The 25,013-nt window shown below is 55.5% G+C and carries 25 protein-coding genes and 1 tRNA gene; 15 read left to right on the top strand and 11 right to left on the bottom strand.

What is annotated here, in order from left to right; genetic code table 11:
* The first annotated feature begins 10 nt into the window (after positions 1–10).
* Complete coding sequence (locus PHP98_04975) at positions 11–982, top strand: KpsF/GutQ family sugar-phosphate isomerase (GenBank protein ID MDD5482985.1); 972 nt, start codon at positions 11–13, stop codon at positions 980–982.
* Positions 983–1,155: 173 nt separating this feature from the next.
* Here the strand turns inward: PHP98_04975 and PHP98_04970 are convergent, their stop codons facing one another.
* Complete coding sequence (locus PHP98_04970; protein MDD5482984.1) at positions 1,156–2,160, bottom strand: D-alanyl-D-alanine carboxypeptidase; 1,005 nt, start codon at positions 2,158–2,160, stop codon at positions 1,156–1,158.
* Between the two features lie 93 nt (positions 2,161–2,253).
* On the opposite strand from PHP98_04970, the gene PHP98_04965 reads away from it, so the two are divergent.
* Positions 2,254–2,505, top strand: a complete 252-nt coding sequence (locus PHP98_04965) for a zinc ribbon domain-containing protein (GenBank protein MDD5482983.1) — start codon at positions 2,254–2,256, stop codon at positions 2,503–2,505.
* A gap of 196 nt (positions 2,506–2,701) precedes the next feature.
* Positions 2,702–3,400 carry a hypothetical protein gene (locus PHP98_04960; protein MDD5482982.1) on the top strand — a complete coding sequence of 233 codons (699 nt, stop codon included), beginning with the start codon at positions 2,702–2,704 and terminating at the stop codon, positions 3,398–3,400.
* Positions 3,401–3,447: 47 nt separating this feature from the next.
* On the opposite strand, the gene PHP98_04955 is transcribed toward PHP98_04960, so the two are convergent.
* The 3 genes from PHP98_04955 to PHP98_04945 form a co-directional block, all read right to left on the bottom strand.
* On the bottom strand, positions 3,448–3,621 hold the full coding sequence (locus PHP98_04955) for a hypothetical protein (GenBank protein MDD5482981.1): 174 nt from the start codon (positions 3,619–3,621) through the stop codon (positions 3,448–3,450).
* A 199-nt stretch (positions 3,622–3,820) separates the two neighbouring features.
* Positions 3,821–4,174, bottom strand: a complete 354-nt coding sequence (locus PHP98_04950) for a hypothetical protein (GenBank protein MDD5482980.1) — start codon at positions 4,172–4,174, stop codon at positions 3,821–3,823.
* A gap of 18 nt (positions 4,175–4,192) precedes the next feature.
* Positions 4,193–4,591: a hypothetical protein gene (locus PHP98_04945; GenBank protein ID MDD5482979.1), complete on the bottom strand. Its 399-nt coding sequence runs from the start codon at positions 4,589–4,591 to the stop codon at positions 4,193–4,195.
* 540 nt (positions 4,592–5,131) lie between these two features.
* Between PHP98_04945 and PHP98_04940 the strand changes: the two genes are divergently transcribed.
* The 11 genes from PHP98_04940 (at position 5,132) to larC (ending at position 17,187) form a co-directional block, all read left to right on the top strand.
* A complete protein-coding gene (locus tag PHP98_04940) occupies positions 5,132–5,830 on the top strand; it encodes a PTS sugar transporter subunit IIA (GenBank protein MDD5482978.1) in 699 nt (232 codons plus the stop codon).
* 2 nt (positions 5,831–5,832) lie between these two features.
* Positions 5,833–7,818 (top strand): proton-conducting transporter membrane subunit, encoded by a 1,986-nt coding sequence (locus PHP98_04935; GenBank protein MDD5482977.1) that lies wholly within the window; start codon positions 5,833–5,835, stop codon positions 7,816–7,818.
* 9 nt (positions 7,819–7,827) lie between these two features.
* On the top strand, positions 7,828–8,739 hold the full coding sequence (locus PHP98_04930) for an NADH-quinone oxidoreductase subunit H (protein ID MDD5482976.1): 912 nt from the start codon (positions 7,828–7,830) through the stop codon (positions 8,737–8,739).
* Positions 8,740–8,750: 11 nt separating this feature from the next.
* Complete coding sequence (locus tag PHP98_04925; protein MDD5482975.1) at positions 8,751–9,386, top strand: hydrogenase; 636 nt, start codon at positions 8,751–8,753, stop codon at positions 9,384–9,386.
* 4 nt (positions 9,387–9,390) lie between these two features.
* Positions 9,391–10,875, top strand: a complete 1,485-nt coding sequence (locus tag PHP98_04920) for a proton-conducting transporter membrane subunit (GenBank protein ID MDD5482974.1) — start codon at positions 9,391–9,393, stop codon at positions 10,873–10,875.
* Entirely contained in the window at positions 10,872–12,386 is a 1,515-nt protein-coding gene (locus tag PHP98_04915; GenBank protein ID MDD5482973.1) for an NADH-quinone oxidoreductase subunit C, read from the top strand. The genes PHP98_04920 and PHP98_04915 overlap by 4 nt, the downstream gene beginning before the upstream one ends.
* Before the next feature lie 11 nt (positions 12,387–12,397).
* Positions 12,398–13,153, top strand: a complete 756-nt coding sequence (locus PHP98_04910; GenBank protein ID MDD5482972.1) for a hydrogenase — start codon at positions 12,398–12,400, stop codon at positions 13,151–13,153.
* Between the two features lie 375 nt (positions 13,154–13,528).
* Positions 13,529–14,137 (top strand): Gfo/Idh/MocA family oxidoreductase, encoded by a 609-nt coding sequence (locus PHP98_04905; GenBank protein MDD5482971.1) that lies wholly within the window; start codon positions 13,529–13,531, stop codon positions 14,135–14,137.
* Positions 14,134–15,033, top strand: coding sequence for a Gfo/Idh/MocA family oxidoreductase (locus PHP98_04900; protein ID MDD5482970.1), 900 nt, complete (start codon positions 14,134–14,136; stop codon positions 15,031–15,033). Before PHP98_04905 ends, PHP98_04900 begins: the two co-directional genes overlap by 4 nt.
* 13 nt (positions 15,034–15,046) lie before the next feature.
* Complete coding sequence (gene larB / locus PHP98_04895; GenBank protein MDD5482969.1) at positions 15,047–15,847, top strand: nickel pincer cofactor biosynthesis protein LarB; 801 nt, start codon at positions 15,047–15,049, stop codon at positions 15,845–15,847.
* Complete coding sequence (larC, locus tag PHP98_04890; protein MDD5482968.1) at positions 15,844–17,187, top strand: nickel pincer cofactor biosynthesis protein LarC; 1,344 nt, start codon at positions 15,844–15,846, stop codon at positions 17,185–17,187. Before larB ends, larC begins: the two co-directional genes overlap by 4 nt.
* On the opposite strand, the gene dapF is transcribed toward larC, so the two are convergent.
* Together dapF and PHP98_04880 are read right to left on the bottom strand one after the other, a co-directional pair.
* Positions 17,114–17,941 (bottom strand): diaminopimelate epimerase, encoded by an 828-nt coding sequence (gene dapF / locus PHP98_04885; protein ID MDD5482967.1) that lies wholly within the window; start codon positions 17,939–17,941, stop codon positions 17,114–17,116. The genes larC and dapF overlap by 74 nt on opposite strands.
* A 66-nt stretch (positions 17,942–18,007) precedes the next feature.
* Positions 18,008–18,286, bottom strand: a complete 279-nt coding sequence (locus PHP98_04880) for an HU family DNA-binding protein (protein ID MDD5482966.1) — start codon at positions 18,284–18,286, stop codon at positions 18,008–18,010.
* A 174-nt stretch (positions 18,287–18,460) separates the two neighbouring features.
* On the opposite strand from PHP98_04880, the gene PHP98_04875 reads away from it, so the two are divergent.
* A complete protein-coding gene (locus tag PHP98_04875; protein MDD5482965.1) occupies positions 18,461–19,192 on the top strand; it encodes an MBL fold metallo-hydrolase in 732 nt (243 codons plus the stop codon).
* A 192-nt stretch (positions 19,193–19,384) separates the two neighbouring features.
* Here PHP98_04875 and PHP98_04870 read toward each other — a convergent pair whose 3' ends face one another.
* The 5 genes from PHP98_04870 to PHP98_04850 form a co-directional block, all read right to left on the bottom strand.
* Positions 19,385–20,980: an ATPase, T2SS/T4P/T4SS family gene (locus tag PHP98_04870; GenBank protein MDD5482964.1), complete on the bottom strand. Its 1,596-nt coding sequence runs from the start codon at positions 20,978–20,980 to the stop codon at positions 19,385–19,387.
* Between the two features lie 23 nt (positions 20,981–21,003).
* On the bottom strand, positions 21,004–22,029 hold the full coding sequence (locus PHP98_04865) for a hypothetical protein (GenBank protein ID MDD5482963.1): 1,026 nt from the start codon (positions 22,027–22,029) through the stop codon (positions 21,004–21,006).
* Positions 22,026–23,924 carry an ankyrin repeat domain-containing protein gene (locus PHP98_04860; protein MDD5482962.1) on the bottom strand — a complete coding sequence of 633 codons (1,899 nt, stop codon included), beginning with the start codon at positions 23,922–23,924 and terminating at the stop codon, positions 22,026–22,028. The genes PHP98_04865 and PHP98_04860 overlap by 4 nt, the downstream gene beginning before the upstream one ends.
* The gene (locus PHP98_04855; GenBank protein MDD5482961.1) at positions 23,921–24,235 is read right to left on the bottom strand and encodes a hypothetical protein; all 315 of its coding nucleotides are present in this window, start codon (positions 24,233–24,235) and stop codon (positions 23,921–23,923) included. Before PHP98_04855 ends, PHP98_04860 begins: the two co-directional genes overlap by 4 nt.
* Positions 24,236–24,939: 704 nt before the next feature.
* Positions 24,940–25,013, bottom strand: a tRNA-Ile gene (locus tag PHP98_04850).

Genomic DNA, 25,013 nt, shown 5'->3' with positions numbered 1-25,013 from the left:
AAAAAAAGTTATGAAAGCAATCAAACGCGCGCGCGAGGTGCTTGCGGTTGAGATCCTGGAAATCAACCGGGTCAAACGCAGTCTTGACAAGCGGTTCAGCCGGGCAACGCGGCTGATCCTGGAAAGCCTGAAGCAGGGCGGCAAAATCGTCGTAACCGGCGTGGGCAAGAGTTATTATATCGGCCAGAAGATTTCGGCCACGCTCTCCAGCACCGGTTCGCCCAGCGTTGTTCTGCATCCCTCGCAGGCCATGCACGGTGACCTGGGCATCATCGGCAAAGCCGACGTCCTGCTGGCCCTGAGCTACAGCGGCGAATCGGACGAACTGCTCGCGATCATTCCGGCCGCGCGCCGCCAGGGGGCAAAAATCATCGTCATGACCGGCGTGGAGAAAAGCGCGGCCGCTCTGGCCGGGGATGAAATCATCCATACGCCCGTCGCGCGCGAGGCCTGTCCCTTCAACCTGGCCCCCACCGCCAGCACTACCGCCGCCCTGGCAGTGGGCGACGCTCTCGCGATCGTGCTTTTGGAAGCGCGCGGATTCAAAAAGGAGGATTACGCCAAACTGCATCCCGGCGGGGCGATCGGCCGCACCCTGCTCCTGAAAGTTGCCGATATCATGCGCCAGGGCGACCGGCTTGCCAGCGTGCCCGTCAACGCCAAAGTCAAGGACGCCATCCTGGCAATGACCAGCGCGCGGTCCGGCTCGGTGGGTGTTGTCAACAAGATGGGCAGAATCGCCGGTATTTTCACCGACGGCGATTTGCGCCGGATGATCTCCCGGAAACGCAATATCCCCGAATGGCCGGTCCGGTCGGTCATGACGCCGCACCCCGTTACCATCCGGGAAAACGCGCTCGCGATTGACGCGCTGAAAATATATGAAGAGCGCGATATAGACGATCTGCTGGTAATTGACTCCGCCCAACGGCTGGTGGGCATGGTGGATATTCAGGACCTGCCCAAGTTCAAGATACTTTAAGGCATGGGAATTCCAATCTTGCCGCAAAAAACACAAAATTAAGGAAGGAGCCGAACCCCTGTTCGGCGATGTGCCGTTCGGGATCGCCGCATGGGGATGCGGCGCCTTCCATGATTAAATATTAACCTGAATCAAGCTCAAGAAAGTCGGTTTAAACCCTTCCCCGCGAATCATCATTTCCGCGGACGAAAGAAATGCCAGTAAAAGGTAATCGCGCCGGCCGCCAGGACAACCAGCGGAATAACCAGTAGAAGACCGCGCCGGGCGCGCGGCGTTTCCTTTTCGGGCGGCGGCGGCTCATCCGGCAAAGGCGCGGCGCGCGGCGCAAACGACCGTTTTTGAGCCATGATCGCAAATCCCCTGGCCAGCAATTCCGCCGCCGTTTTATCGCGGGTTATTCTGGACTTGCTCCCGAGAACAACCGCTATTATGCGTTCATCGCCGCGTTTGGCCGTGGCCGCGATGGAATAGCCGGCCTTGCGGAAATAGCCGGTCTTCAGCCCGTCGCAACCGGGGAATGAAGCCAAAAGCCGGTTGTGATTGCGCATGATGAATTGATCGTTGCGGAATCCGTGTTCGCGGCACGCAGTGTAACGGAGACAGTCGGAATGCTTGAGCAGTTCCCTGGAAAGGCGGGCGATATCGCGCGCGGTGGTTGTATCGGGGAGTTGGGCGCCATCCGGCGGCAGACCGTGGACCGAATAAAATACGGTTGATTTCATGCCCAGCGCCAGGGCGCGTTGATTCATGAGCGCGACAAATCCTTCCTTGCTGCCCGCGGTCCGAACCGCCAGCGCGGTGGCCGCGTCATTGGCCGATTGCACCATGAGCGCGTAAAGCAATTCATCCACCGTGAAAACCTCGTTTTCTTTCAGATAAACCTGGGATCCGCCGATTTTAGCCGCTTCGGCCGATATGATTACTTTGTCGTCAAGGCGCAGGGCGCCCGCTTGGACATGCTCCAGAACAACCAGCAAATTCATGAGCTTCAAAACGCTGGCCAGGCAGCCTTTTTCGTCGGCATGGTCCGCGACCAGCACCTGGCCGCTGCCGGCGTCAATCACGATTGCGCCCAGATAGGGATCGGCCGCCCTTGATTCCATGGCGGCCGGGGAGGGGGAGGTTAGGGTAAGAATCCAGGCGAGGCCGCCAAGGAATGAAATGATTTTAATCTTCAATTATCCGCTCCTTTCCATTATAATTAATCGGTTTCAAAGCTAAGACGGCCTTGCCGTCTAGTCAAGCAGAAAAGACAAGCAAAGGGGGATGCGATGCCTATTCGGGAATACCAGGCCGGCGATCCGGCCGGGGGATGCGCCTTCTGCCGGAACGGTTTTGAGCGGTTTGAGCGCGGGAGCGGCCCGGTTGTCTTAAAATGCCCGCAATGCGGTGCGAAAATTGTCCGCCTGATCTCCGCTCCAAACGTCGGCGCTTCGCAGTCAAACGCCGACGCGCGGGCGAAACAGGCTGGATTTCACAAGCTCAAAAAAATCAGCCGCGGCGAATACGAAAAAATTTATTAAGGTTATGGCGAAGACCTCTATGTTTATTCCGCCGCGGAATAAAAAAAACCTGCTTTCTCTGTGTTCTCTGGGCGCTCTGTGAGAATATGCATATTGCTTGTCTTTGTAATTTTCTTGTTTTTTGTCGTTATAATTAACTTTATCAGAGCGTATTCCCGTCTTGACATGCCGGGATGGGCCTGTTAAAAAAACAAACATGGGTAAAATCAAGAGCGACAGTTTCTGGTACGCGGTCAATAACACCGAAGTGGTCGTTATGCCGAAAAATCATTTGGAAACTTTCGGCGCAACCCGCCTCCATTACCACATAGTCAGCGAGTTGATGGATACGGTGAACCGCATCCGCATCCGCGAAGGCGCCATCCAGTCGCAACGGCCGCAGATTATCACCCCGACTTATTATGCCAGCGAAATGCTGGAGGGCTTCGGCAGCGAGGCCAACCAGTACATTGACTGGCTCAAGGAGCACGCCAAGGATTTGCGCATACTGCAATACGGCTTCAAGATCCAGAAGACGGAAACCAGCGAACAGATTGTTTCCGGCAACGTGAAGGAAATAATTGAGCAGGTTAAAAAACGGCTTGCCGGAAAAAACGACCCGATGGCCGCTCTTATTCACGGCGTGGACGATCCGTGGGACGTCTGTTTGTTGAAATTCATGGTGGACGTCATCCGCAGCTCGGCCCCGCATAATTTCAACGAATTGGGGCGCAGCCGCCTCCTGGAAAACATCAACGGAACCCCGCGCGCCGTTCGCGATGAGATAGAGCGCGGCTTTCTCATCGCCAGCCGCGATAAATCCATGATCTCCCCCCTCGGAAACAAACTTCACAAGTTCGGGTTGTTTGAAGAATACGAGGATCGCTTTTTCGCCCTCTTCGGAAAAAAACACTGACCCTGCCCACGCATTCGCTGCGGGCGGCTGCGGCAAGGCCTCTTTCCTTAAAAGGATTTCACGGGATACGTCTGCCCCAAAGCGGACCATACCCGCGGCTCAATGTTATTGATGCCGTCTTGCCGATGCGGCGCGAAATAATCCGCGGCGCGCATATATTTCATACCCACATCATCCTTACCCAGCATTATTTTCTTGCTTTTCATCACGGTTTTTGACATTTCCGGCGCTAAAACTCCAGCGGCCGCCCCGCCCACGATCAGGCTGAAAAGGCCGGCTATACCCCGGTCTTTCTCGGATGTTCCCCGCGTATTCTGATGACTCTTTTTTTTTCCGCGCGGAGGATCGCCATGTCAAAAGGTTTCCCATCGCGGGAGGAATAATCCTTCAAGCGCGCCGCTTCGCGGAATCCCTCCTTTTTTAAAAGATTGATCTTTTTGCTGTCCGATCCGGGGCAGTATAACCGATCACCCTTATGCCATATTTATGACATATCTCCGCCAGTTTTGCCGTTCTTTCCATTTCGGGCTTTTCAAAGTCAATTCCCATCCCCTTAAAATAGTGGGTGACGGCGATATTAACGCCCAGGTCAGCCATCATTTTCACGGTGTTTTTGTCATGAATCCTTTGATACCAGTCTTCCAGCCATTCGGATCCGTTCGGCGCGTATTGCAACCCCGAACGGCGGTAATGATCAATGGGTTCCCAGCACCACCATGCCCACCGGGCGTTGCCCGGCAACGCCCATTGCGGAGTCGGCAATATCTTGTTCATATTTGCTTATTTCTTTCCTTAATTGAGCTTGCATTCCCAGAGATACCCGGCGCGATGCGCGGTGTCCGTCTCGCCCAGCATGATGGTGTCCGGTTCCGTAAAACACATGTCATGCCCGATGAACAGCGGCTCTCCGGTCAACGAATCAACAATACGGCCGAACGTTTCAAACGCATTCCGTTGCGTGTCATAAGCAAAAAGGTGGCAATTGCCGAGAAAACCGGCGATGCCGTACAAACGCCCGTCCGGCCCTTTTTCAAGGGCGGCCAGGCGGGTATGCTTTGTGGGTTTGCCCAATTCCGTTACCGCGCCGGTAAGGGGATCAAGCCGGTCAAGGTTGCCGAAAGCCTCGCCGATATAAAGATACCCGTCGCCGCCATTGACCATGGAATCAACGGGGCCTGCCCCCGGATACATGAGATTACAGGACTCTTTAGTCTTGGGAAGAGCATGCCTGTAATAGTGAATTTCATCCTTGTCAGGATCATAACGAAATAGGTTGTCCGTCCCGCATAAGATGCAGGGAACGATGTATCTTGATTTCAAACTTTTCGCTCACCCTGCCGTAACCAAGCCCGCGAAAACGTGCCGCCGCCGGATCAAATTCATACATAGGGCTTGTCCCAAACAATGTTTTTCCAGAACTTCCACAAAATAGTCGGCAACAAATTGCCATATCGCCGCATTTTTGATCAGGCTTGACGCCTTGACAACCGGCATGGCTTCGGCTTGTGTCATTAAGTTTGCGTAATTACACTTATACAAAAAACATTAGCTGACAAACTGTGAAAATCAAGGCAAATAGAATTTGCATGTCGGCCGATGGAGATAACTGCCCGCTTTTTCGCCCCAACCCGGAAGTGATATGCCCCCCCCCCCCGGCCCGGCCGCGTCCGCCGAAGGGACCTATTGACATAAACCGCAAAGCTATTATTGTCCCCCCTCTGAAGGAAAAAAATGCAGCTTACAATCAACGACGTTGCGCGGTTTCTAAATATCTCCGAAAAAACGCTTTACCGGATGATACGGCACGGCGAAATTCCGGCCCGCAAGGTCCATGACCAATACCGTTTCAACCGGACCGAATTGCTGGAATGGGCCATTAAGCATCATAAGGCCATTTCCCGTGAATTTGTCAAAAACGACGAAAAAGCGGCATCCGCCGCGCGCATGCCCCTGCTTTCGGAAGCCCTGAAATCAGGCGGTGTTTTTTACGGTTTGGAAGGGACGGATAAAAAATCCGCCTTGCGCTCGCTGGTCGCCGCCCTGCGGCTGCCCCATGGCGCCGACCGCGAACTGCTTCTTAAAATGCTCCTGGCGCGCGAGGAAATGGCCTCCACGTCCATCGGGGAAGGAATCGCCGTGCCGCACGCGCGCAATCCGCTCGTCTTGCAAGTCGCGGAGCCGCAGGTTACCATCGGCTTTCTGCAGACTCCGGTTGATTTTCAGGCGCTTGACGGCAAACCGGTTTTCGCGTTGTTTTCCATAATCACGCCCGCGGTCCGGATGCATCTGCATTTCCTCTCGCGCCTGGCGTTCGCCCTTCAGGACAATGGCTTCCGCGAGCTTATCATGCGGCAGGCCGAGAGCGCTCAAATCATATGCGGCCTGGCCAGGGTGGAAGCATCCTTCGCGCCGGCCACAGGCAAAACATGATGATGAACGCATTTCTTGCTTATCTCCTGCTCATGATCACCGGCGGCATTATATCCGCCTTCACCGGCCGCCGCCGAAAGTTATCCGCCTTCAGCGGCGCGGCCGGCCTTATCCTCGGCTCGCTCGGCGCGTTGACCGTGGCGATACGGCCGTTGATAAACGGCCGCGCGCTGGCGCTGCGGCCGGCCTGGCCCCTGCCGCTGGGTTCGTTTGCGGTTGAGATTGACTCGCTCTCCGGCTTTTTTCTCTGTGTGATTTTTTCCATGACAATCCTTTGCGCTTTATACGGGTGGGGTTACAATGCGGCTACCGGAAAGAATCCCGGCGACCGTTCCGCCTGGCTCTGGCTCAGCCTGCTGGCGGCCGGCATGGCGCTCGTCGTGGTTGCGCGGAACGCCGTTTTATTCCTGCTGGCATGGGAGCTCATGTCGCTCTCCTCTTTTTTCCTGGTTGCCTTTGAAAACGGCCGGGAAAAAGTGCGGCGCGCCGCCTGGACCTATCTGGTGGCCACCCATCTCGGCACGGCGTTTCTGCTGGCCATGTTTGTTCTCATGGGCGCCGCCGCCGGTTCGTTTGATTTTGCCGCTTTTGCCGCAATCCAGGGTAAAAACGCCGCTTTTCTCAACTTGCTTTTCATTTTGGCGCTGATCGGATTCGGCACGAAGGCCGGGTTCTATCCCCTGCATGTCTGGCTGCCGGAAGCTCATCCCGCGGCCCCGAGCCATGTGTCGGCCTTAATGTCGGGGGTAATGATAAAAACCGGCATTTACGCCATGATCCGGTTCGTTGCCATTTCCGGGCCGCCGCCGGCCTGGTGGGGCTGGCTGCTCGTGTTAACCGGAGCGGTTTCAGGCATACTCGGCGTTGTATTCGCGCTCGCCCAGCACGATTTAAAGCGGCTGCTGGCCTATCACAGCGTTGAAAATATCGGCATCATCGCCCTGGGATTCGGACTGGGACTAATCGGCTGGAGCTGCGGCAGCCGTTTCATAATGCTGGCCGGGTTTGCCGGAAGCCTGCTGCACGTCGCCAATCACGCGATTTTCAAAGGCCTGCTTTTCCTGTCGGCCGGCTCCGTTCTGCATGCGGTCAATTGCCGCAACATGGAAAAAATGGGCGGTCTCTTGAAAGTTATGCCGGTAACCGGCGCGGCTTTTCTGGCCGGTTCCGCCGCAATATCCGGTCTGCCGCCCCTGAACGGGTTTGTCAGCGAATTTCTTATTTATACGGCGGCATTATTATGCGTCCTGCACAACCAAACCGGCGTGCTCATCCCCGGCATAGCCGTAATCGGCTCGCTGGCTTTAATCGGCGGGCTGGCGGCGGCTTGTTTTGCAAAGGCATGCGGGGTGGTCTTTCTCGGAGAACCGCGCAGCCCGGAAATGCAAAACGCTCATGAATGCGGCCTGGCCATGCGGCTGCCCATGCTCATTCTCTCCGCGGCCTGTCTGGTTATGGCTCTCGCGGCGCCGTTTCTCGTGCCGGCGCTCTGCGCGGCAACGGGAAACATCGCCGGAATACCGGTGAATCCAAACGGCGGCGCCGCGCTTATGCTGAAAACGGTTACGTTTTGGATCAGCGCGGCTTCTTTGCTGTTAATTTTCCTATTGCTTCTGCTGGCCATTTTAAGAATTTGTCTGTTTCGCGGCCGCTCAACGGCAAAGACGGGTACCTGGGACTGCGGTTTTGCGCAACCTTCCCCCCGAATGCAATACACCGCCTCGTCATTCGCCCAGCCGATTACCAATATGTTCCGCCGCGCGCTGGATATCAAAACCAGCGGCATTCTGCCCGAAGAATTTTTTCCCGGAAACGCCTCGTTCAGCGCCCATGCCGACGACACGGCGCACCGTTATTTATTCGCCCCTGTTTTCCGGGCCGTTGACCGGGCTCTGGCCTGTCTGCGCTGGATCCAGGAAGGCCGGGTTCAGATATATGTGCTTTATATCAACGTGATTCTTTTGATTTTGCTGCTTTTCGCGTTATAGGAATAACTGATGAAACTGGAAAGCGTCTGCGGATACGTTCTGGCCCTGATTGCGGCGCCGATTCTGCTCGGGGTGATAAATCGCGTCAAGGCTTTCTTCGCCGGCCGGCGGGGGCCGCCGGTTTTGCAGGCTTACCATGACCTTTTCAAGCTCCTGCGGAAAAGCGCGGTTTACAGCGGCGCCACCGGTTACGTATTCAAAGCCGGTCCGCTGGTTGGTTTGGCCGCAGTCATGCTGGCGCTGACCTTCATGCCGTTTGGAGGGATCGGCTCCATTTTTTCATTCAACGGCGATTTTCTGCTCGTGGCTTATCTCCTCGGCGTCATGCGTTTCGGCACGGTTCTTGCCGCGCTGGATACCGGCTCTAGCTTTGAAGGCATGGGCGCCAGCCGCGAAGTACAGTTTGCCGCGCTAGCCGAACCGGCGCTTTTGCTCGGCATGGCGGTGATCATCCGCATGACCGGACAGCTCGCGCTGGCCGATGGCCTGCAGTCATTCTCATTCGGCCTGACGGCGGCCTCAAGCCCGATAATCATTCTCCTGCTGATGGCCTGGTTCATAGTCTTCCTCGTTGAAAACGCCCGCATCCCTTTTGACGATCCCAACACCCATCTGGAATTGACCATGATTCATGAGGTTATGGCGCTGGACCACGGCGGCCCCGATTTGGCGTTCATCCTCTACGGAGCGGCCCTCAAGATGTGGCTGATCGGCGCTCTGCTGGTCAACCTGCTTATCCCCGCTCACACCGGCAATCCGCTCCTTGACCTGGGCATGTTCGGCGCCGGCATGTTGCTGCTGGCAGCGGCCGTCGGAATAATTGAGTCAACCAAAGCGCGCCTGCGGCTTCTGCGCGCGCCGCAGCTGCTCATCGCGGCCTGCGCCTTTTCAATTCTCGCGCTCGTTCTCGTGCTGAGGTGACAATGCAAGGCATGACCGAAAACATTATGGCGGTGCTCATCCTGATCAACCTCGCCCTGACGGCGAGCAGCCGTCTGGGGGGCTGCATAAATCTGGTTGCCGTGCAAGGCATCGCGATCGGACTTCTGCCTCTCTTTGCCCAGGAAGGATTGACTTTGCGGGGATTCCTGCTGGCCGCCTTTGTGGTCATTCTGAAAGGCATTGTTTTCCCGCGCCTTCTGATCAATACCGTTCGCGACGCCGCCGTCCGGCGGGAGGTGGAGCCGTTTGTGGGCTATGGATTTTCGCTCATGATCGGCACCGCCCTGACCGTAATTGCCTTCTGGCTGGGAACCAAACTGCCCCTTTCTTTGTCCCCAAGCGGCATGAGCCTTGTCCTGCCCGGCGCAATCGGGACAATTTTCACCGGACTTTTCATGATTGTAAGCCGCCGAAAAGCGGTAACGCAGGTCCTGGGGTACCTGGTAATGGAAAACGGAATTGCCGCCTTCGGATTGGCGGTTGTTTCGGAAATACCCCTTTTGATAGAACTCGGCATACTCCTGGACACTTTCGTGGCGATATTTGTCATGGCGATCATGATTTATCATATCAGCCGCGAGTTTGAGCATATTGACGTTGATCAATTGAGCGCCTTGAAAGGCTGATGTAATGAGCTTGTTTGAAAATGCGATCTGGCTGCTGGCGGTTCTGCCTGTTTTCAGCGGAATGATCAGCCTCCTGATGCCCTCGCCGCGGCGGGTCCTGGCTTCAATCGCCGCCGGCATGCTGGTTATCACCGGCATTGATTTATGGGTTGTCGCCCGCGTTTTCCTGAAAGGAACAATATCCTCAAACAACGCCTGGTTCCGGCTTGACGCGCTTTCGGCCTATCACCTCGCGGTAATGATGATAGTCTTTCTGATGAGCTCGTTTTACGCCTGTTCCTACTTCCGCAATGAACCGGCCGCATTGCGTCTGAATCATTTTCTGGCGCGGAAATTCTCGGCGATCTGGCACGGCGCCCTGGCCGCCATGACCCTGGTGCTGATTTCAAACAACATCGGCGTCATGTGGGTCGGGGTGGAAGCCACGACCCTCCTGACGGCCTTCCTGATATGCCTGCATATATCCGCCGTCTCGCTTGAGGCAACCTGGAAATATCTGATCGTATGTTCCGTCGGCGTGGCTTTCGCCTTCATGGGGGTGCTTCTCCTCGCCGCTTCAACCGGAAACCTTGCGGCCGGCTCAACCATTTTGCAGTGGACGCATCTGCAGTCCATATCCGCAACGCTGGACCCGCGCCTGGTAAAACTCTCCTTCATATTCCTGCTCGTCGGATACGGGACCAAGGCCGGACTGGCGCCGATGCACAGCTGGCTGCCCGATGCCCACAGCCAGGCCCCGGCGCCGGTTTCAGCGATATTTTCCGGCTTTATGCTTAACATGGCCCTCTACTGCATCATGCGCCATCTGCCGATCGCCGCCCGGGCGCAGGGCAACTCGCTCTGGGCGAACAATCTCCTTGTTTTTTTCGGGCTCGCCTCCATTCTGATTGCGGCGGTTTTCATCCTTTCCCAGCACGATTTAAAGCGGCTGCTGGCCTACCACAGCGTTGAACACATCGGCATCATCGCGCTCGGGCTCGGCCTGGGGCCGCTGGGCGTCTTTGCCGCGCTCTTCCACACGCTGAACCATTCCCTCTGCAAGACGCTCGGCTTTTTCAGCGCCGGCCGCATCGGCCAGATCTACGGCTCGCACGACATGCGCTCCATCAAGGGCACCCTGCGGGTTGATCCGCTCTGGGGCGGCGGACTGTTCGGAAGCCTGCTCGCCCTCATCGGCGTGGCGCCGTTCGCCGTTTTCATGAGCGAGCTTATCATTCTCAAGGCCGCCGCGGACGCGCGGCAATATTATGCCATCATTCTGTTCCTGGCCGGGGCCGGCATTGTGTTTGTGGGCGCCCTGCGGCACGCCATTGACATGGCCTGGGGCAATAAACCGGAGGGGGTTGCCGCACCCTCCAGCCGTTTGATTGAGCGGCTGATCGTTATCCTGCCCCTGGCCGCCCTGCTGTTGATCGGGGTCTGGATGCCCGCTTGTTTCCGGAACGCCCTGGAGCTGGCCGCCGCCATAGTAACCGGAGGCCGGCCATGAACGAAAAATCATTTCTTCCGCTCGTCCACGGCGAAAGCGTTCAACGCGCGGCCATACCCAGGCTGACCGTGCCCTCTTTCCGGGCGGCGGTCATTGAAGCCGTCAGCCGCGGCAACCGGATTGCGGCCTTTTTCGGCCATCCCGCGGAAAACAACCTTGTGGAATTGATCGCGGTGCTGGCGGACGACGCGCGCGGCGCCCTGGCAACAACCTCCGCGCTGGCCGCCGAAACTTATCCCGCGCTTACCCCGGATTGTCCGCAAGCGCACTGGTTTGAACGGGAGATCGCGGAACAATGGGCCATCACGCCGACCGGCCATCCCTGGCTGAAACCGATTCGCTTTCATGCCCCTTATTCCGCCGGACGCAAGCCCTGCTTCCCGTTGGCCGGGCCGGGTCTGGCGGATTACTTTCAAGTGGAAGGCGAAGAGGTCCATGAGGTCGCCGTCGGGCCGGTTCACGCCGGTATTATTGAGCCCGGTCATTTCCGTTTCCAATGCCACGGCGAAAATGTTCTCCATCTTGAAATTGAGCTCGGTTACCAGCACCGCGGCATTGAAAGGCGGCTCCGGAAGGCTCCGGACAAAAAAACCATTCATTACATTGAAACCGCCGCCGGCGACAGCACCGTCGCCCATGCCACGGCCTATTGTAATGTTCTGGAATCCTTGAGTTCCGCGCGTCTGACCGCCGCCGTCCAGATCGTGCGCGCCATCGCCCTTGAATTGGAACGCCTGGCAAACCACGCCGGCGATCTCGGAGCCATGGCCGGCGATGTGGGATTCCTGCCGACCGCCGCCTATTGCGGCCGGATCCGGGGCGACTGGCTCAATATGACCGCCATGCTCTGCGGCAACCGCTTCGGCCGCGGTTTAATCCGCCCGGGCGGCGCGGACTATGCCCTGGGGGATGCCGTCATAACGGAACTGAAATCAAAACTTGACGCCGCCGAACGCGACACGGCCGGCGCGGTTGAACTGCTGTGGCAGAGCGGATCGGTCATGGCCCGCTTTGAAGAAACCGGCGTCTTGAACGCCCACGAGGCCGCGGCCCTCGGCCTGGTGGGGCCGCCCGCCCGCGCTTGCGGCATAACGCGCGACGTCCGCCAGGATTTTCCTTCCGGGATTTTCCGCTACGCGCAAATACCGGTTTCCACCTGGCAGAGCGGGGACGTGTTTGCGCGCGCCTTCGTGCGCTGGCTGGAAATTCAACGTTCCATCGCCTTCATCCGCGAACAACTGCCGATGCTCGGTGGCGGCGTCAAAAACAGCGCGGTCATGGCTCCTCTCCGGCCTGACGCCATAACCGCGGCCCTCGTTGAAGGCTGGCGCGGGGAAATCTGCCACGTGGCCCTCACGGATTCAGAGGGATGTTTTGAGCATTATAAAATCGTAGACCCCTCGTTCCATAATTGGTTCGGGCTGGCCCTCGCCATGCGCCGGGAACAGATTTCCGACTTCCCGCTGTGCAATAAAAGCTTCAATCTTTCTTATTGCGGACATGATTTGTAAAGGAACGCGCCATGTGGAACATTTTCAAGGCAAGGACAAGGCAAAAATACAGAACCTATGACTATCCCCGCCTGGAGCCGGTTTTGCCGGAAATGTTCCGCGGCAGACCGGTTTTGGACGGGCAACCGTTGAAGGATGCCGGCCGGGTTGTGCAATCCTGCCCGACCGGAGCGCTGTCCGCCGGAAAAGACAAAACGCCGCGGCTGGACATGGGACTCTGTATTTTCTGCGGGCAATGCGAGAAAGCATGTTCGGGCCAGGGAATTAAATTCTCGCGCGAACATTCGCTCGCCGCGCGGCGGCGCGCAGACCTGGTTCTGGCCGGGAAAGAGCAGAAGCTGGCGGATGCGCTTGAAAAAAACACCCTGAGATTGTTCGGCCGTTCGCTCAAACTCCGCCAGGTAAGCGCGGGCGGATGCAACGCCTGCGAGGCTGACGTCAACGTGTTGAATACGCCCGCCTTTGACCTGGGCCGCTTCGGCATCCAGTTCGTCGCCTCGCCCCGCCATGCCGACGGATTGCTGATCACGGGCCCGGTTACCAAAAACATGGAACTCGCCCTCCAGAAGACTTACGCCGCAGTTCCCGAGCCGAAAATTGTAATCGCCGCGGGAGCCTGCGCGATTTCAGGCGGGATATTTGCCGGCCATAAGGAAACATGCCGCGGCGCCGACAGTCTGCTCAAAACGGATTTGCTCATCCCCGGCTGCCCGCCCCACCCCTGGACAATCATGGACGGGCTTTTGCGGCTGCTTGGGAAGCTATAACCCCGCCGAGCCGCGCGGAACAACTTTTGACGGTCAACAGCCCGGGCGGGAATGACCATTCGCTCCCGCCAAAAGCGGCAACCGTATTTAATAGACGTAGGAGCCGCATCCCCATGCGGCGATTCCGGACGAACCGCATCCCCATGCGGCGATTCCAAACACCAGATGCATCGCCGAACAGGGGTTCGGCTCCTACCCACGATTTTGCGCTCTTTTGCGGCAAGTTTGAAATTCCTATGCATTAAATTAAGCGCAATTCGCGGGAGCATATTTTGATTGAAGTTTGCCTGAATCATTATAGTCTTGTAACCATTTACAAAAGAGCATTATGACATCGCGCAAAAGAACGAACTTAACAACGAGGAGAACAAAATCGTGAAAGTCATTCGTCTGGGAGTGGCGGGGTATGGACATCGGATAAGCTCTTTTATCGGGGCCGTGTTGCGCAAGGCTGAGCCGGCGGCGTTTCAGGCGGAAATCCGCGTGGCCGGCATTGTTGATCCGGACGAGGCCGGCGCCCGCGCGCGGCTTGATGAATGCGACCGCAAAGATGTTGTTTTTTATAAAAGCCTTGATGAAATGGCGCGCCGCGCCAGGCTGGACGGCTTGCTGATCGGCACGCGGTGCAATTTGCATGCGTTTTACGCAATCCAGGCCGCCCGATACGATATTCCGGTTTTTCTTGAAAAACCGGTGGCCGTCAGCATGCGCCAGGCCCTTGATCTTGAGAATGCTTACTCGCGCGCGAAATCTCCGCCGGTGGCGGTCAGTTTCCCGCTGCGCGTCTCGCCCTTGTGCGTTCAGGCGCGCCGGCTGATCAGGGATGGCGCCGTCGGTTCGGCGGAGCACATTGCCGCCGGCCGGGAAAAGAGTCTGGCCGGTTTTATAAAAAACGTCAGGCCAGCCGCAAAGAGACGGGGATGCGCAAGAAATCTGAAGAACAAAAAACAGGATAAATTGGACAATATGAAGGGTAAAAAATGATCAAGATAGCCATCATTGGTTTAGATACAAGCCACAGCATTGAATTTCCAAGGCGTATGCAGGCGCCGGACTCTCCGAAAAACCAGCGTGTTTCGGGCATGAGGGCCGTTTCCTGTCTCAGGTTTGAAACCCCCTACCAGAACAAGGAAGGCCTGGACAAACGCCAGCGCCAGCTTGAGCAATGGGGCGTTAAAGTTACTGAAAATATTGATGAAGCCCTGGCAGGATGCGACGCCGTCATGTTGGAAATTAACGACGGCAGTTTTCACCTGGAATATTTCCGAAAGGTTGCCGCGCTCGGCAAGCCCGTTTTTCTGGATAAGCCCCTCGCCATGACGCTGGCCGACGGCCGGGCTATTCTTGAGCTGGCCAAAAAACACAACACGCGCGTCTGGTGCGGCTCCAGCATCCCGTTCTGCCCGCCGCTGGAAAAAGTCATAAAAAACTCGGGCAACGTTCAGCGCGCGCATGTCTTCGGAGCGCTCGGGCGCGCGCCGGCTGGCGATTCCCTTATTTGGTACGGCGTGCATTCGTTTGAAACGCTCCAGCGGATCATGGGACCGGGCGCCGCGCAAGTGCGCGCTTTTGAGTCGCCCGCGGCCATCGTTACGGCGGTGGAATTCAAGGACGGCCGCGAAGGCGTCGTTGAACTGACGCCGGGAACCTGGATTTACGGCGGTTTTGTCTGGGGAACGGCCAACGAACAGAAAAAGGCCCTCCCTTTCGTGCTGAACCCATCGTTCAGTTACCGCAATATTCTCCGGCTGATAAAAGCCTTTTTCCTCGGCGCAGAGCCGCCGGTGCGCATGGAAACCACCTTTGAGGGCCTGGCCATGATGTGCGCGGCCCGCAAAGCAGTTGAAACCGGAAGAGCGGCCGGAGTGGAAACGCTTTAAAGCATAGAATTCAATGCGTAAAACTTCAAAAACGAACCGCCAACCGCAAATTTCGGAGGGCGCCGCCGTCCTGGACGATTTGCTTAAAAGCATTGAAAGCGGAAAATTGTCCGCCGGACGCGCCGCCAGGCTCATCAGTCAAAAGTACGAGCGCGACCTCGGTTTTGCCAGAATTGACGTTGACCGCCATAAACGCTGCGGATTGCCGGAAGTGATTTACTGCCCCGGAAAAACAGGCCGCCAGATTGCCGAAATCATGGCCGCCATGCTCAAAACAGGGCAAAACATCCTGGCGACCAGGGCCGTGCCCGAACAGTATACGGTCGTGCGCAGAAAATGCCGGCGGGCCGTTTATCACGAGCAGGCCGGGATAATCACGCTGATCAGCAAGCGTCCCCCGGAAATTGCCGGAAAGATTGCGGTCATTTGCGCGGGCACTTCCGACATCCCCGTGGCGGAAGAGGCGGCGCTAACCGCCGAATTCATGGGCGCGCGGGTTGTGCGCATTTATGACGCCGGCGTGGCCGGCTTACATCGCCTTGTCAAACATTTGCCGGTTTTGCGGGAAACGCGCGCCCTGGTGGTCGCGGCCGGCATGGAAGGCGCCCTGCCTTCCGTGGTCGGCGGTTTGATTAACCGCCCGATCATTGCCGTCCCGACCAGCGTCGGCTACGGCGCCAACCTGAAAGGATTTTCCGCCCTGCTGGCCATGCTTAACTCCTGTGTCCCGGGGATCACCGTCGTCAATATTGACAACGGATTCAGCGCGGGCGTGGCGGCCGCGATGATCGCCGGGGAAAGCGCAAAACGATGAAGGCCCGGCGGAATAAAATTATTTGTTTTGACAGCGTGGGCGGGGCCAGCGGCGATATGATCCTGGCCTGCCTCCTGGACCTGGGCGCCGACTTGCAGGCAATCCGGGCCGGACTGAAAACAATGGTCAAGGACCGCTTTGACATTAAACCCCGGCCAGTCCGGCAAAACGGCCTGCGGGGCACGCGCGTCAAGGTTGATATTTACCGGCACGGCAGGCACGGCCATGAGCATCAGCATCGCAATCTGAATGATATTGAAAAGCTCATTGACAAAAGCCGGCTTTCACCCCGCGTTAAAGAACAGGCGCGCGGCGTGTTCCGCCGGCTGGCGCGGGCCGAGGCCAAAGCGCACGGCGCGCGGCTTTCGGAAATCCATTTTCATGAAGTCGGCGCCCTGGATTCAATCGTTGATATTGTCGGCTCCTGTATCGCGCTTGAACAGCTCGGCGCCGACCAAGTGGCGCTCGGCCGCCTGCCGCTTGGATGCGGAACGATAAAATGCGCGCACGGCATTCTGCCCTCGCCCGCCCCGGCCACGGTGGAATTGCTGAAGGGGTTCGCGGTTGAGCAGACGGAGGAACCCTTTGAATTGGTTACGCCGACCGGCGCCGCCCTTCTGACAAGCTGGAAAAATATAGACCGGGCGCCGGCCGGGGCAACAATATTGCGCGCCGGCGGCGGGTTCGGGCATTTTCAACTCAACAACCGCCCCAATCTCCTGAGGGCGGTTTTGCTGGAAACCGGCAATTTGAAAGAGGCGGGGCCGCATAAGCTGGGCGGCCGAAATAATGCCGGAAAAACGGCGGGAGAGGGCCGTTCCGCTCTATCCACGGAAGCCGGCCATGAAAAATGCCTCGTGCTGGAATGCAATTTGGATGATATGTCGCCGGAACTTACCGGCCATCTTTTCAACCGGCTCCTGGAGCGGGGCGCCCTGGATGTCTTCATTACTCCGGTTCAGATGAAAAAAAACCGGCCCGGCGCGATGCTGACCGTTCTCTGCGCCGGAGAGCAGAGGAACGAAATGCTGGACATTATCTTTCGTGAAAGTACGACATTCGGCGTGCGGGAATATGATGTCCGGCGGACGGTTCTGCCGCGGTGTTCAGAGACAGTCAAAACGCCCTACGGCAAAGTGCGCGTGAAAATCGGATCATGGCGGGGCCGAAGAATCACCCGCGCGCCGGAATACGATGACTGCCGCAAGCTGGCGGCAAAAACCGGCGCGCCCCTGCGCAAAATTTATGAAGCGGCCGCGGGACGCTTCACTTTGAATTCCGGCGCCCGGGGTATGAAATTTCCCCATGAAACACAAATTCCGCCGGCCCCGAAAGCGTGATGCCTTCCATGTCTTCCCCGCTTCGCCTGAAATCAACCTGCAACGCGTCGCCGTGCCGGCATATTACCCGCACCGGCGGTTTGACCTTATTGTTCAGAGCGGCAACGACCGCGCAGGCCGTGATGCCGGTGCCGCAGGCGGGGGTCTCCGCCTCAACGCCCCTTTCGTAAGTTCGCACGCGCAACGAGCGTTTGCCGGTAATCTGCATGAAATCAATGTTCGCCCCATGCGGGGCGAAATCCCTGTGCCGGCGCAGGAGAGGCCCCCAGCGTTCCAAATCAACGTTTTCAATGTTTTTTGTTTCCACGACAACGTGCGGCACGCCCGTATTGACAAAGCTGCAAATGACGGCCCGGCGGCCGGCACGCACCGGAAAATTCAGCCGGATTCCGGAAGCGGGCGGCATGGCAACCTGCGCGCCTTTTTTAACCACGGTGGCTTTCAGGATGCCGGCCTCGGTCTGGATGGTCATCGTTTTGCGCGCGATTCCAAGATCGCAGGCAGCCCGCGCCGCACAGCGGGCGCCGTTTCCGCACATGCCGGCCTCGGAACCGTCCGGATTAAAAAACCGCATGCAAAAAGAAGCCTCTTCCGAGGTTTGCAACAGAATCAGGCCTTCGGCCCCGATCCCGTCATGGGAAGAACAGATATGCCGGATCCAGCGGCGGTCCGCGGCCGGAAAACTTCCGGCGCGGTCGTCAACGAGAATGAAATCATTGCCGGCGCCGTGCATTTTCCGGAATTTGATTTTCATCGGACAAAAAAAAAGGCCGGGTAAGTTTTCCCCCGGCCTTTTTTTAAACTTGCTTGAAAATATGCTTTATAAAATCGCTTCTTTGGCGGCTTTCGCGACCCTGAACTTGACGACTTTCTTGGCCGGGATATCAATAATTTCACCAGTGGCGGGATTGCGGCCTTTGCGGGCTTTGCGATTGACCAAAACCAATTTGCCAAGTCCGGGAATCGGGAAGCCGTTTACCGCGCCTTTATAGGCCATGGCGACAAGCGCGTCCAGGGCGGCTACGGCTTGTTTCTTGCTGATCTCCGCTTTTTCAGCAATACCCTTGATAATATCGCTTTTTGTCATGGACTTTGCCATTTGAACTCCTCCTCTGTTTATTGTTGTTTGCCAAGCGCATCAATGGATGACTTAAAAATCGTCAATATTGAAGTTTTGGCATTGTTCTGCGATAGAGAAAATCATATATTTATGCCTATTGCAAGCAAAAAAATCATTTTTTTACACAGCGGCACGGTTTATTCATGATGCCAGATGCTGACCATTGCCAAAATCGTTGTCGGGAACCTGTCCGTCAACTGTTACATCGTCCGGAACGGCGCGCTTGAGACGCTGATTGTTGATCCGGGCGCGGATGCCGGCGCAATCGCGAAAACCATCGCTCATTGCCGCCTGACGGTTAAAGGTTATTTGATAACCCACGGCCATACCGACCACGTCGGAGCCCTGGCGGCGCTTCAGGAACATATTCCGGCTCCCATCGCCATGCACGGCGCCGACCTCAAATGGGCATTCACGGAAAGCAACCAATTGCCGCCTTACTGTTCAGTTCCGCAAAAACCGGGACGGATTGAATGCCTCCTGAAGGGCGGCGAAATATTTGGGGGCATGAAATCCGCCGCGCTGGATCCGGCCGGACCAAAGGGCGGGCCGGCCGCCGCCGGACAAAGGGGTAGCCGCCCTTCATCAAGCGGAAAATTACAACTCCGGCATGCGGAAGATTTCTCCTTTCGCGTCATCCATACCCCGGGCCACTCTCCGGGGGGCGTCTGTTTTTATTTCCCGGATGACCACATTCTGTTTTCCGGCGATACCCTTTTCCGGGATAGCGTCGGCCGGACCGATTTGCCGGGGGGCAGCATGGAACAATTGGCCTCATCCCTGAAAATCATCGCCGCCCTGCCGCCGCAGACAAAAATTTATCCCGGCCATGGCCCGGAAACGACCATTGCCCGCGAACTGGAATCCAACCGCTTTCTGCGATAATCACAACCTTCCGATTTTTGTTCCGATGCTTGAAACGATCAACCACGGTTTTGGCAGGATTGGTGATCCGAACGGGCACTCCTTCGCGGATATGAGTTTCGGCTTCGATGGTAGGATGCGCAAAAAACTAAAAAAAGATCGGATGCAATGAAATGTTATGGACGCGTCCTCCGTCTCGCTGATTAACAAGCCCTATGTAACCCCTATAGTGCGTATGATTTCATTCAAGCTGGTTATCCCTTGAGCCATTTTATTAAGGCCGTCTTCCCACATGGAACGCATGCCGTTGCGAATTGATAATTCACGGATTTCACGGCAGCTGCTCTGGCGCGCCCGGAGTTTTTCAAAAATATCCGCATCCACGATCATAAGCTCATACAATCCCACCCGGCCGCGATATCCCGCCAGGCAAGACTCACAACCGGCGGGAGCTAACATTTTCTCCAGATCTATTTTATCTTTCCACGGCGCCAATATCTCCTGTTCATTGGCGGTCAACGCGGCCGGAGTCCGGCATTGAGGACATAGGCGGCGGGCCAACCGCTGAGCCATTACGCCGCGCAGAGAAGCTGCTAATAGATACGGTTCCACCCCCATATCCATGATGCGGATCACGGCACTGGAAGTATCGTTGGTATGCAATGTGCTGAAAACGAGATGTCCTGTAAGCGAGGACTGCACGGCAATCTGGGCGGTTTCAAAGTCGCGGATTTCGCCGACCAGAATAACATCGGGGTCCTGGCGCAAGATATGCCGCAGACCGTTGGCAAAGGTCAGACCAATCTTGGGCCGCACCTGTATCTGGTTAATATTCGGCAATTGATATTCAATCGGGTCTTCAATGGTAAGAATATTGGTGGTATTATAATCAAGCAATTGGATACTGCTGTAGAGCGTGGTTGTCTTGCCGGAACCGGTCGGACCACAGACAAGAATAATTCCGTTGGGCTGCCGGATCAGAGCTTGCCATTGTTTGAAAATATCATCCGACATGCCAAGTTCCGCCAGCGAGAGAAGTGTGGAATCGCGGTTGAGAATACGCAAAACGACCCGTTCGCCTTCGGCCACCGGCACCGAGGAAACCCGGATATCAATTTCCCGATCGCCAATCCGGATGCGCGTAACGCCATCCTGTGGAAGGCGTCGTTCGGAAATATCCATACGCGCCATGATTTTAAAACGGGAAATTAAGGCCGCCTCAACATCCTTTGGCGGTTTAGCCAGTTCATAGAGCAAGCCGTCAATCCGATAACGCACGCGCAGCCGGGATTCAAATGGTTCCACATGAATATCTGAGGCGCCTGATTTGACAGCTTCCAGCAGGATCAGGTTCACAAGCTGGATAACAGGAGAGCTTTCGGCCGTTTGCAGAAGATCCGCCACCTCGTCAGAAGCCGTCTTTTTCGGAATGGATAATCCCTTTTTATCGAGCTTACCCAGAAAAGAATGCGGCAACTCTTGTAAAGCGGTGTAAGTTTGTTGGATGGCATGAGTCACAACATCGGGTGGTGCCAGTACGGGATTGGGTTGAATACCAAGAAGAGAAGCCAGATGATTCAATCCGGCAACATCCTTGGGATTGGCCATTAATACGCGAATTTTTCCGTGATACAGGATCGGCAATATAAGGTGCGTCTCCGCCCATTCAAGCGGGAGTTCGGCCACCAGCTCGGGATTCAGCATTTCGGGCACAATCTCCGTAATCGTCTCCTGCGTGCCATCCGCGGCCAGCACTTCGCGTTCAGGGTCAGAAATGCGCGGCTCATCGGTGGAATTAGAGGACACCATGGCAATTATTCCTTCTTGCAAAATTACTGTAATACCTGATTTTTGATCCAGTCAAACCGTTCCGTATCTGATATGCAGAATATCTCGTCGGGTTGAATATTGAGATTCAAGTTATGCGAACCGACGGCAATATTAACGGCGCCCGTGTTTTTGAATATCTGATTGGTGGCGACCGGCTGTTCGCGGCGCAGAATGATCCCCGGCGATACGCGCGTCCAGTCGTTTTGAACCGGAAAACGATAACGCATAATAATACCTTTTTGGCCGCAACGCGGACAGACGCCGGAACCTTTACATACCGGGCAGACGCCAGAATTCTGACAGCAAAGACATTGGCCGGTGCCGCTGCAGGCAAGACAGCTTGTAATGACCACGCCTTTGCCGCCGCATTGGGGACAGTTTCTAACTCGGCCTTTACCGGCACAAACCGGACATTTACCACTGCCACCGCACTCAGTGCAATTAACGCGTCCCTTACCGCCGCATTGGGGACATTTTTGACCCAACTCCCGATTGGCCATACCGGTGCCTTTGCAAGCGGGACATTTGAGAATTTTATATCCCCAACAGATCTGACAGACGCCGCTGGCCCCGCAACGCCGGCACTGACAGGCAGTACATTTTTTAGAAAACGATCCTTTGCCCTGGCATTCCAAACAATATTTTTTTCCCTGGCACAGAGGACAACCCCCTTTTCCGTTGCAGGCCGGACAATGGCCGTTTTTGCAGTCAGGACAAATCTGATAGATTTCCAGAACTTGGCGCTGACCGTCTGGAATAACTTTTTGCCAAAACCGCGTCTGTTCTTCGTTGGTAGCAAGTAACGAATAAATCAGAGCCTGCGTCGCAGCGGCCTTGTCAAACCGGCCTTGCCGCAAATTGTTTTTATACTCGGAAAACAATTCCAAAGCCTTTGGCCAGCAATACGAATTATAAAACTCAAAAGCAATTACTGGAGCGGCATTACTGGCCGGAGCCGGCTCAGAATAAACCCGGGATACGGTACTAAACATCAAACTAATGCTGACAATTGTTGTAAGATATTTCATAACGCGTTGCCGTTTTGTTTTTTCATAGTCTTCGGTTCCAAAAGCTCAGCCAACGCCGGATAGCCATTGGCCCGGGCCAGGTCGGAGGGCGTCCGCCCGGCGCTATCCTTGAGATAAAGATTAGCTCCTCCGGCAATAAGCAAAACGGCCATCTCCTGATTACCGCTCGCCGCCGCCGCATGTAATGAGCTTTGCCCTTCCGTTGTCACCGCGTTTACGTTGATATTGGTCGCGCGGGACAAGAGAATTTCCACGATATTCTTTTTGCCCGCAGACACGGCCGCGTTCAACGGAATCAGCTTTGAATAATCACCTATATTGCCGTCTGCTCCTTTGTTTATCAGCCAGACCATTATTTCAGTCTGACCGCGTTCTACCGCCAAGCGCAATGGGGTCCAATGATAGGCCATCATAACGTTTAAATCCGCACCGCGGGCAGCCAATAATCCAGCCAATTCCAGATTGTTGCCGTCGGCGGCAATATGCAACGGCGTCCAGCCGAGGTCATCTTTAACATTTGGGTCGGCTCCGCGGTCAAGCAACTGTTGCACAAGTAAACATGATGTTTTTTTTGCGGCCTCCAACAACGGAAATCGGCTGGCCTTGTCTCCAAGCTTGACATCCGCGCCCCGTTCAATCAACAGGCCGGCAACCGCCTCGGAGCCGTTTACGATGGCCAGCAGAAGCGGCGTGGCATCTTGGCGTGTTTTTGCGTTGATTTCAACGCCTTTGGCCAATAAAAGATCGCAGACATCCCGCTGTCCATGGGCTGCCGCAAGATGTAGCGGGGTAGCCCATGTTGTTTTTTGCATGGCATGCGTGTTGGCACCCTTGGCGATGAGCAGCTCGGCAATCTCCTTGTAACCAAAAATCGCGGCGGTCTGAAGCGGCGTTTGATCGCCACGGTTGAACGTATCAGGCATGGCCCCTTTTTCCAATAGCGCCGCGACTGCATCCTTATGCCTCATACCGACGGCCAAATGTAATACCGAACAGCCATCAGACTGCGCGGCGTTGATGTCGGCGCCCTTGGCCAGCAACCGGCGCAGAGTTTCAGCGTGACCGTTCAGCGCCGCTTTATGCAACGGGGTTGCCTGACTCGCATCCCGGGCGTTAACATCCGCCCCGCGCGCCAACAAGATGTCAACAATTTCCGTCTGCCCTTGATAACTGGCCAAGTGTAAAGGAGTCAACCCATGGACCATATCTGCGGGCTGAATATCAGCTCCATGCGATAACAACAACCCGGAGATTTCCAAACGATTGAACATAATGGCCAAATGCAGCGGCGTCCAGCCGTCTGAGTTTTTAACGTTTACATTATTTTCCGGCAATGCCAGATTCGCTTTAACCTGGTTAAAGTTGCCGCGCGTAACGGCCTCAAACAGAGATAGGCAGACAACATCTTTGCCTCCTATTATGGAATAAGGCAACAGGGCTGAACGCCTGGTAATGACAAAAACCGCAATGGCAACAAAAGCCATAACAACCCCGATGATCAAAATCCGTTTAACATTGATCCGACGTTGGGAGGCGGGAATACGACCCGGCAATGATATGAGCGTATCCACGAATGGAACCCGGTGCGGTGCGGCGCGCGAGCTGGAAAAGGCTTTATCCAACCCGGATTTCCTTAACTCGCGCATAATTTTATGTTCGGCCTGCAGGATGCGCTGATGGAGTTCGTCTCGGGCGGCCGTGCTTTTGAATAAACCTTCCACCTCCGAAGCTTTCACTTTATAGTCCATCTCATCGTTCCACACTTCATCAGTTGGAAAAATATGGCCGTTATTGGCGGCATCCATCAATTCGTCGCTCGTAAATGGCCCGTGATCGTGCCCGCCTCTGGTAAAATACCAGAGTTCCTTTTCGTTTTGCGCTGTTGTCTCATTCATGGACAATTCTCGCTTCCGCTTTTCTGTTTACCTTCTTCCGCGCAGATTGTATTACAGGATTGAGTAACGACATGACAGCCGCAATGCATCAAATGCGGTTTTGCATGAGCGCATTGATTGCATTCTTGTTTTGACATCGCGTTTTTACAAACAACCATTGTTTTGACATGTTTTTGGCCGACCTCCGCGCAAGCGTCGCTCGGCACGCTGCAATTTATGCTTTTTACATGAGTAACAGCGTGACTACAGGCGTTACAATCTGATTTATTGCCAGCATAAATACATTTTACCTTGATTCCTTCATCATTCATGATTAACTTTCCTATACTTTTCAAAATAGCATTTTGATTCTTGCCAAAAACACTATCACACCCGATTAGGAATAGCAATATTAGAAAACCGGGATCAACGCTTCAGAATTCTTTGAACTCAAAGAGCGGGGCGAATAAAATTGGAATTGGCCAATAATATCAGCGGAATACGGGCGGGAAGATAAAAAAAAGGCAGCAATCAAATCCGGGGCGCGAAAATCAGGCAAATCGTTCGGCCACACCGGTAATTCCGGAAAAAAATGCCGGACACTTTGGTATGTGCCCCCCTTCTTATTACCTTAATTTTGCGCGAACATAAGCGTTAAAATAATTTTTTTCAATGCCTGCAACGTGCAAACAATTTTTCGCATCATGTTTGTTTTTAACCCAACAGGTTATGAATACCAAAAGCAAAACAACTTATGTTCGCCAGAGCAAGTGGTTGCGTCATTTTGGCGCATCTGCTGTGTTGGCAAGGGTTTGGAGTATGCTAAGGCGGCAGTGCCGCCATCCAAAACTTTCCCTGCTGGCGATCCGCCGGTCCTATTTAAACTTCTACGCAAAAGTGTATCATGTTTAAATGGAACGGTTTAATACACCGGCGCCCTTGCCGCCTTGCATCTGCGCCAAACTGACGCAACGCAAAATTAATGTAGTATTGATAAATAAGGGTTTTATGCGTATTTGGCGTGTAAATATTGGGGTGGGCCCGGTAGGATTTGAACCTACGACCAGAGGATTATGAGTCCCCTGCTCTGACCAACTGAGCTACGGGCCC

This window comes from Kiritimatiellia bacterium (assembly GCA_028715905.1).
Taxonomy (GTDB): Bacteria; Verrucomicrobiota; Kiritimatiellia; order JAAZAB01; family JAAZAB01; genus JAQUQV01.
The sequence above is the reverse complement of the archived record's forward strand: the minus strand, read 5'-3'. Positions and strand labels throughout refer to the sequence as shown.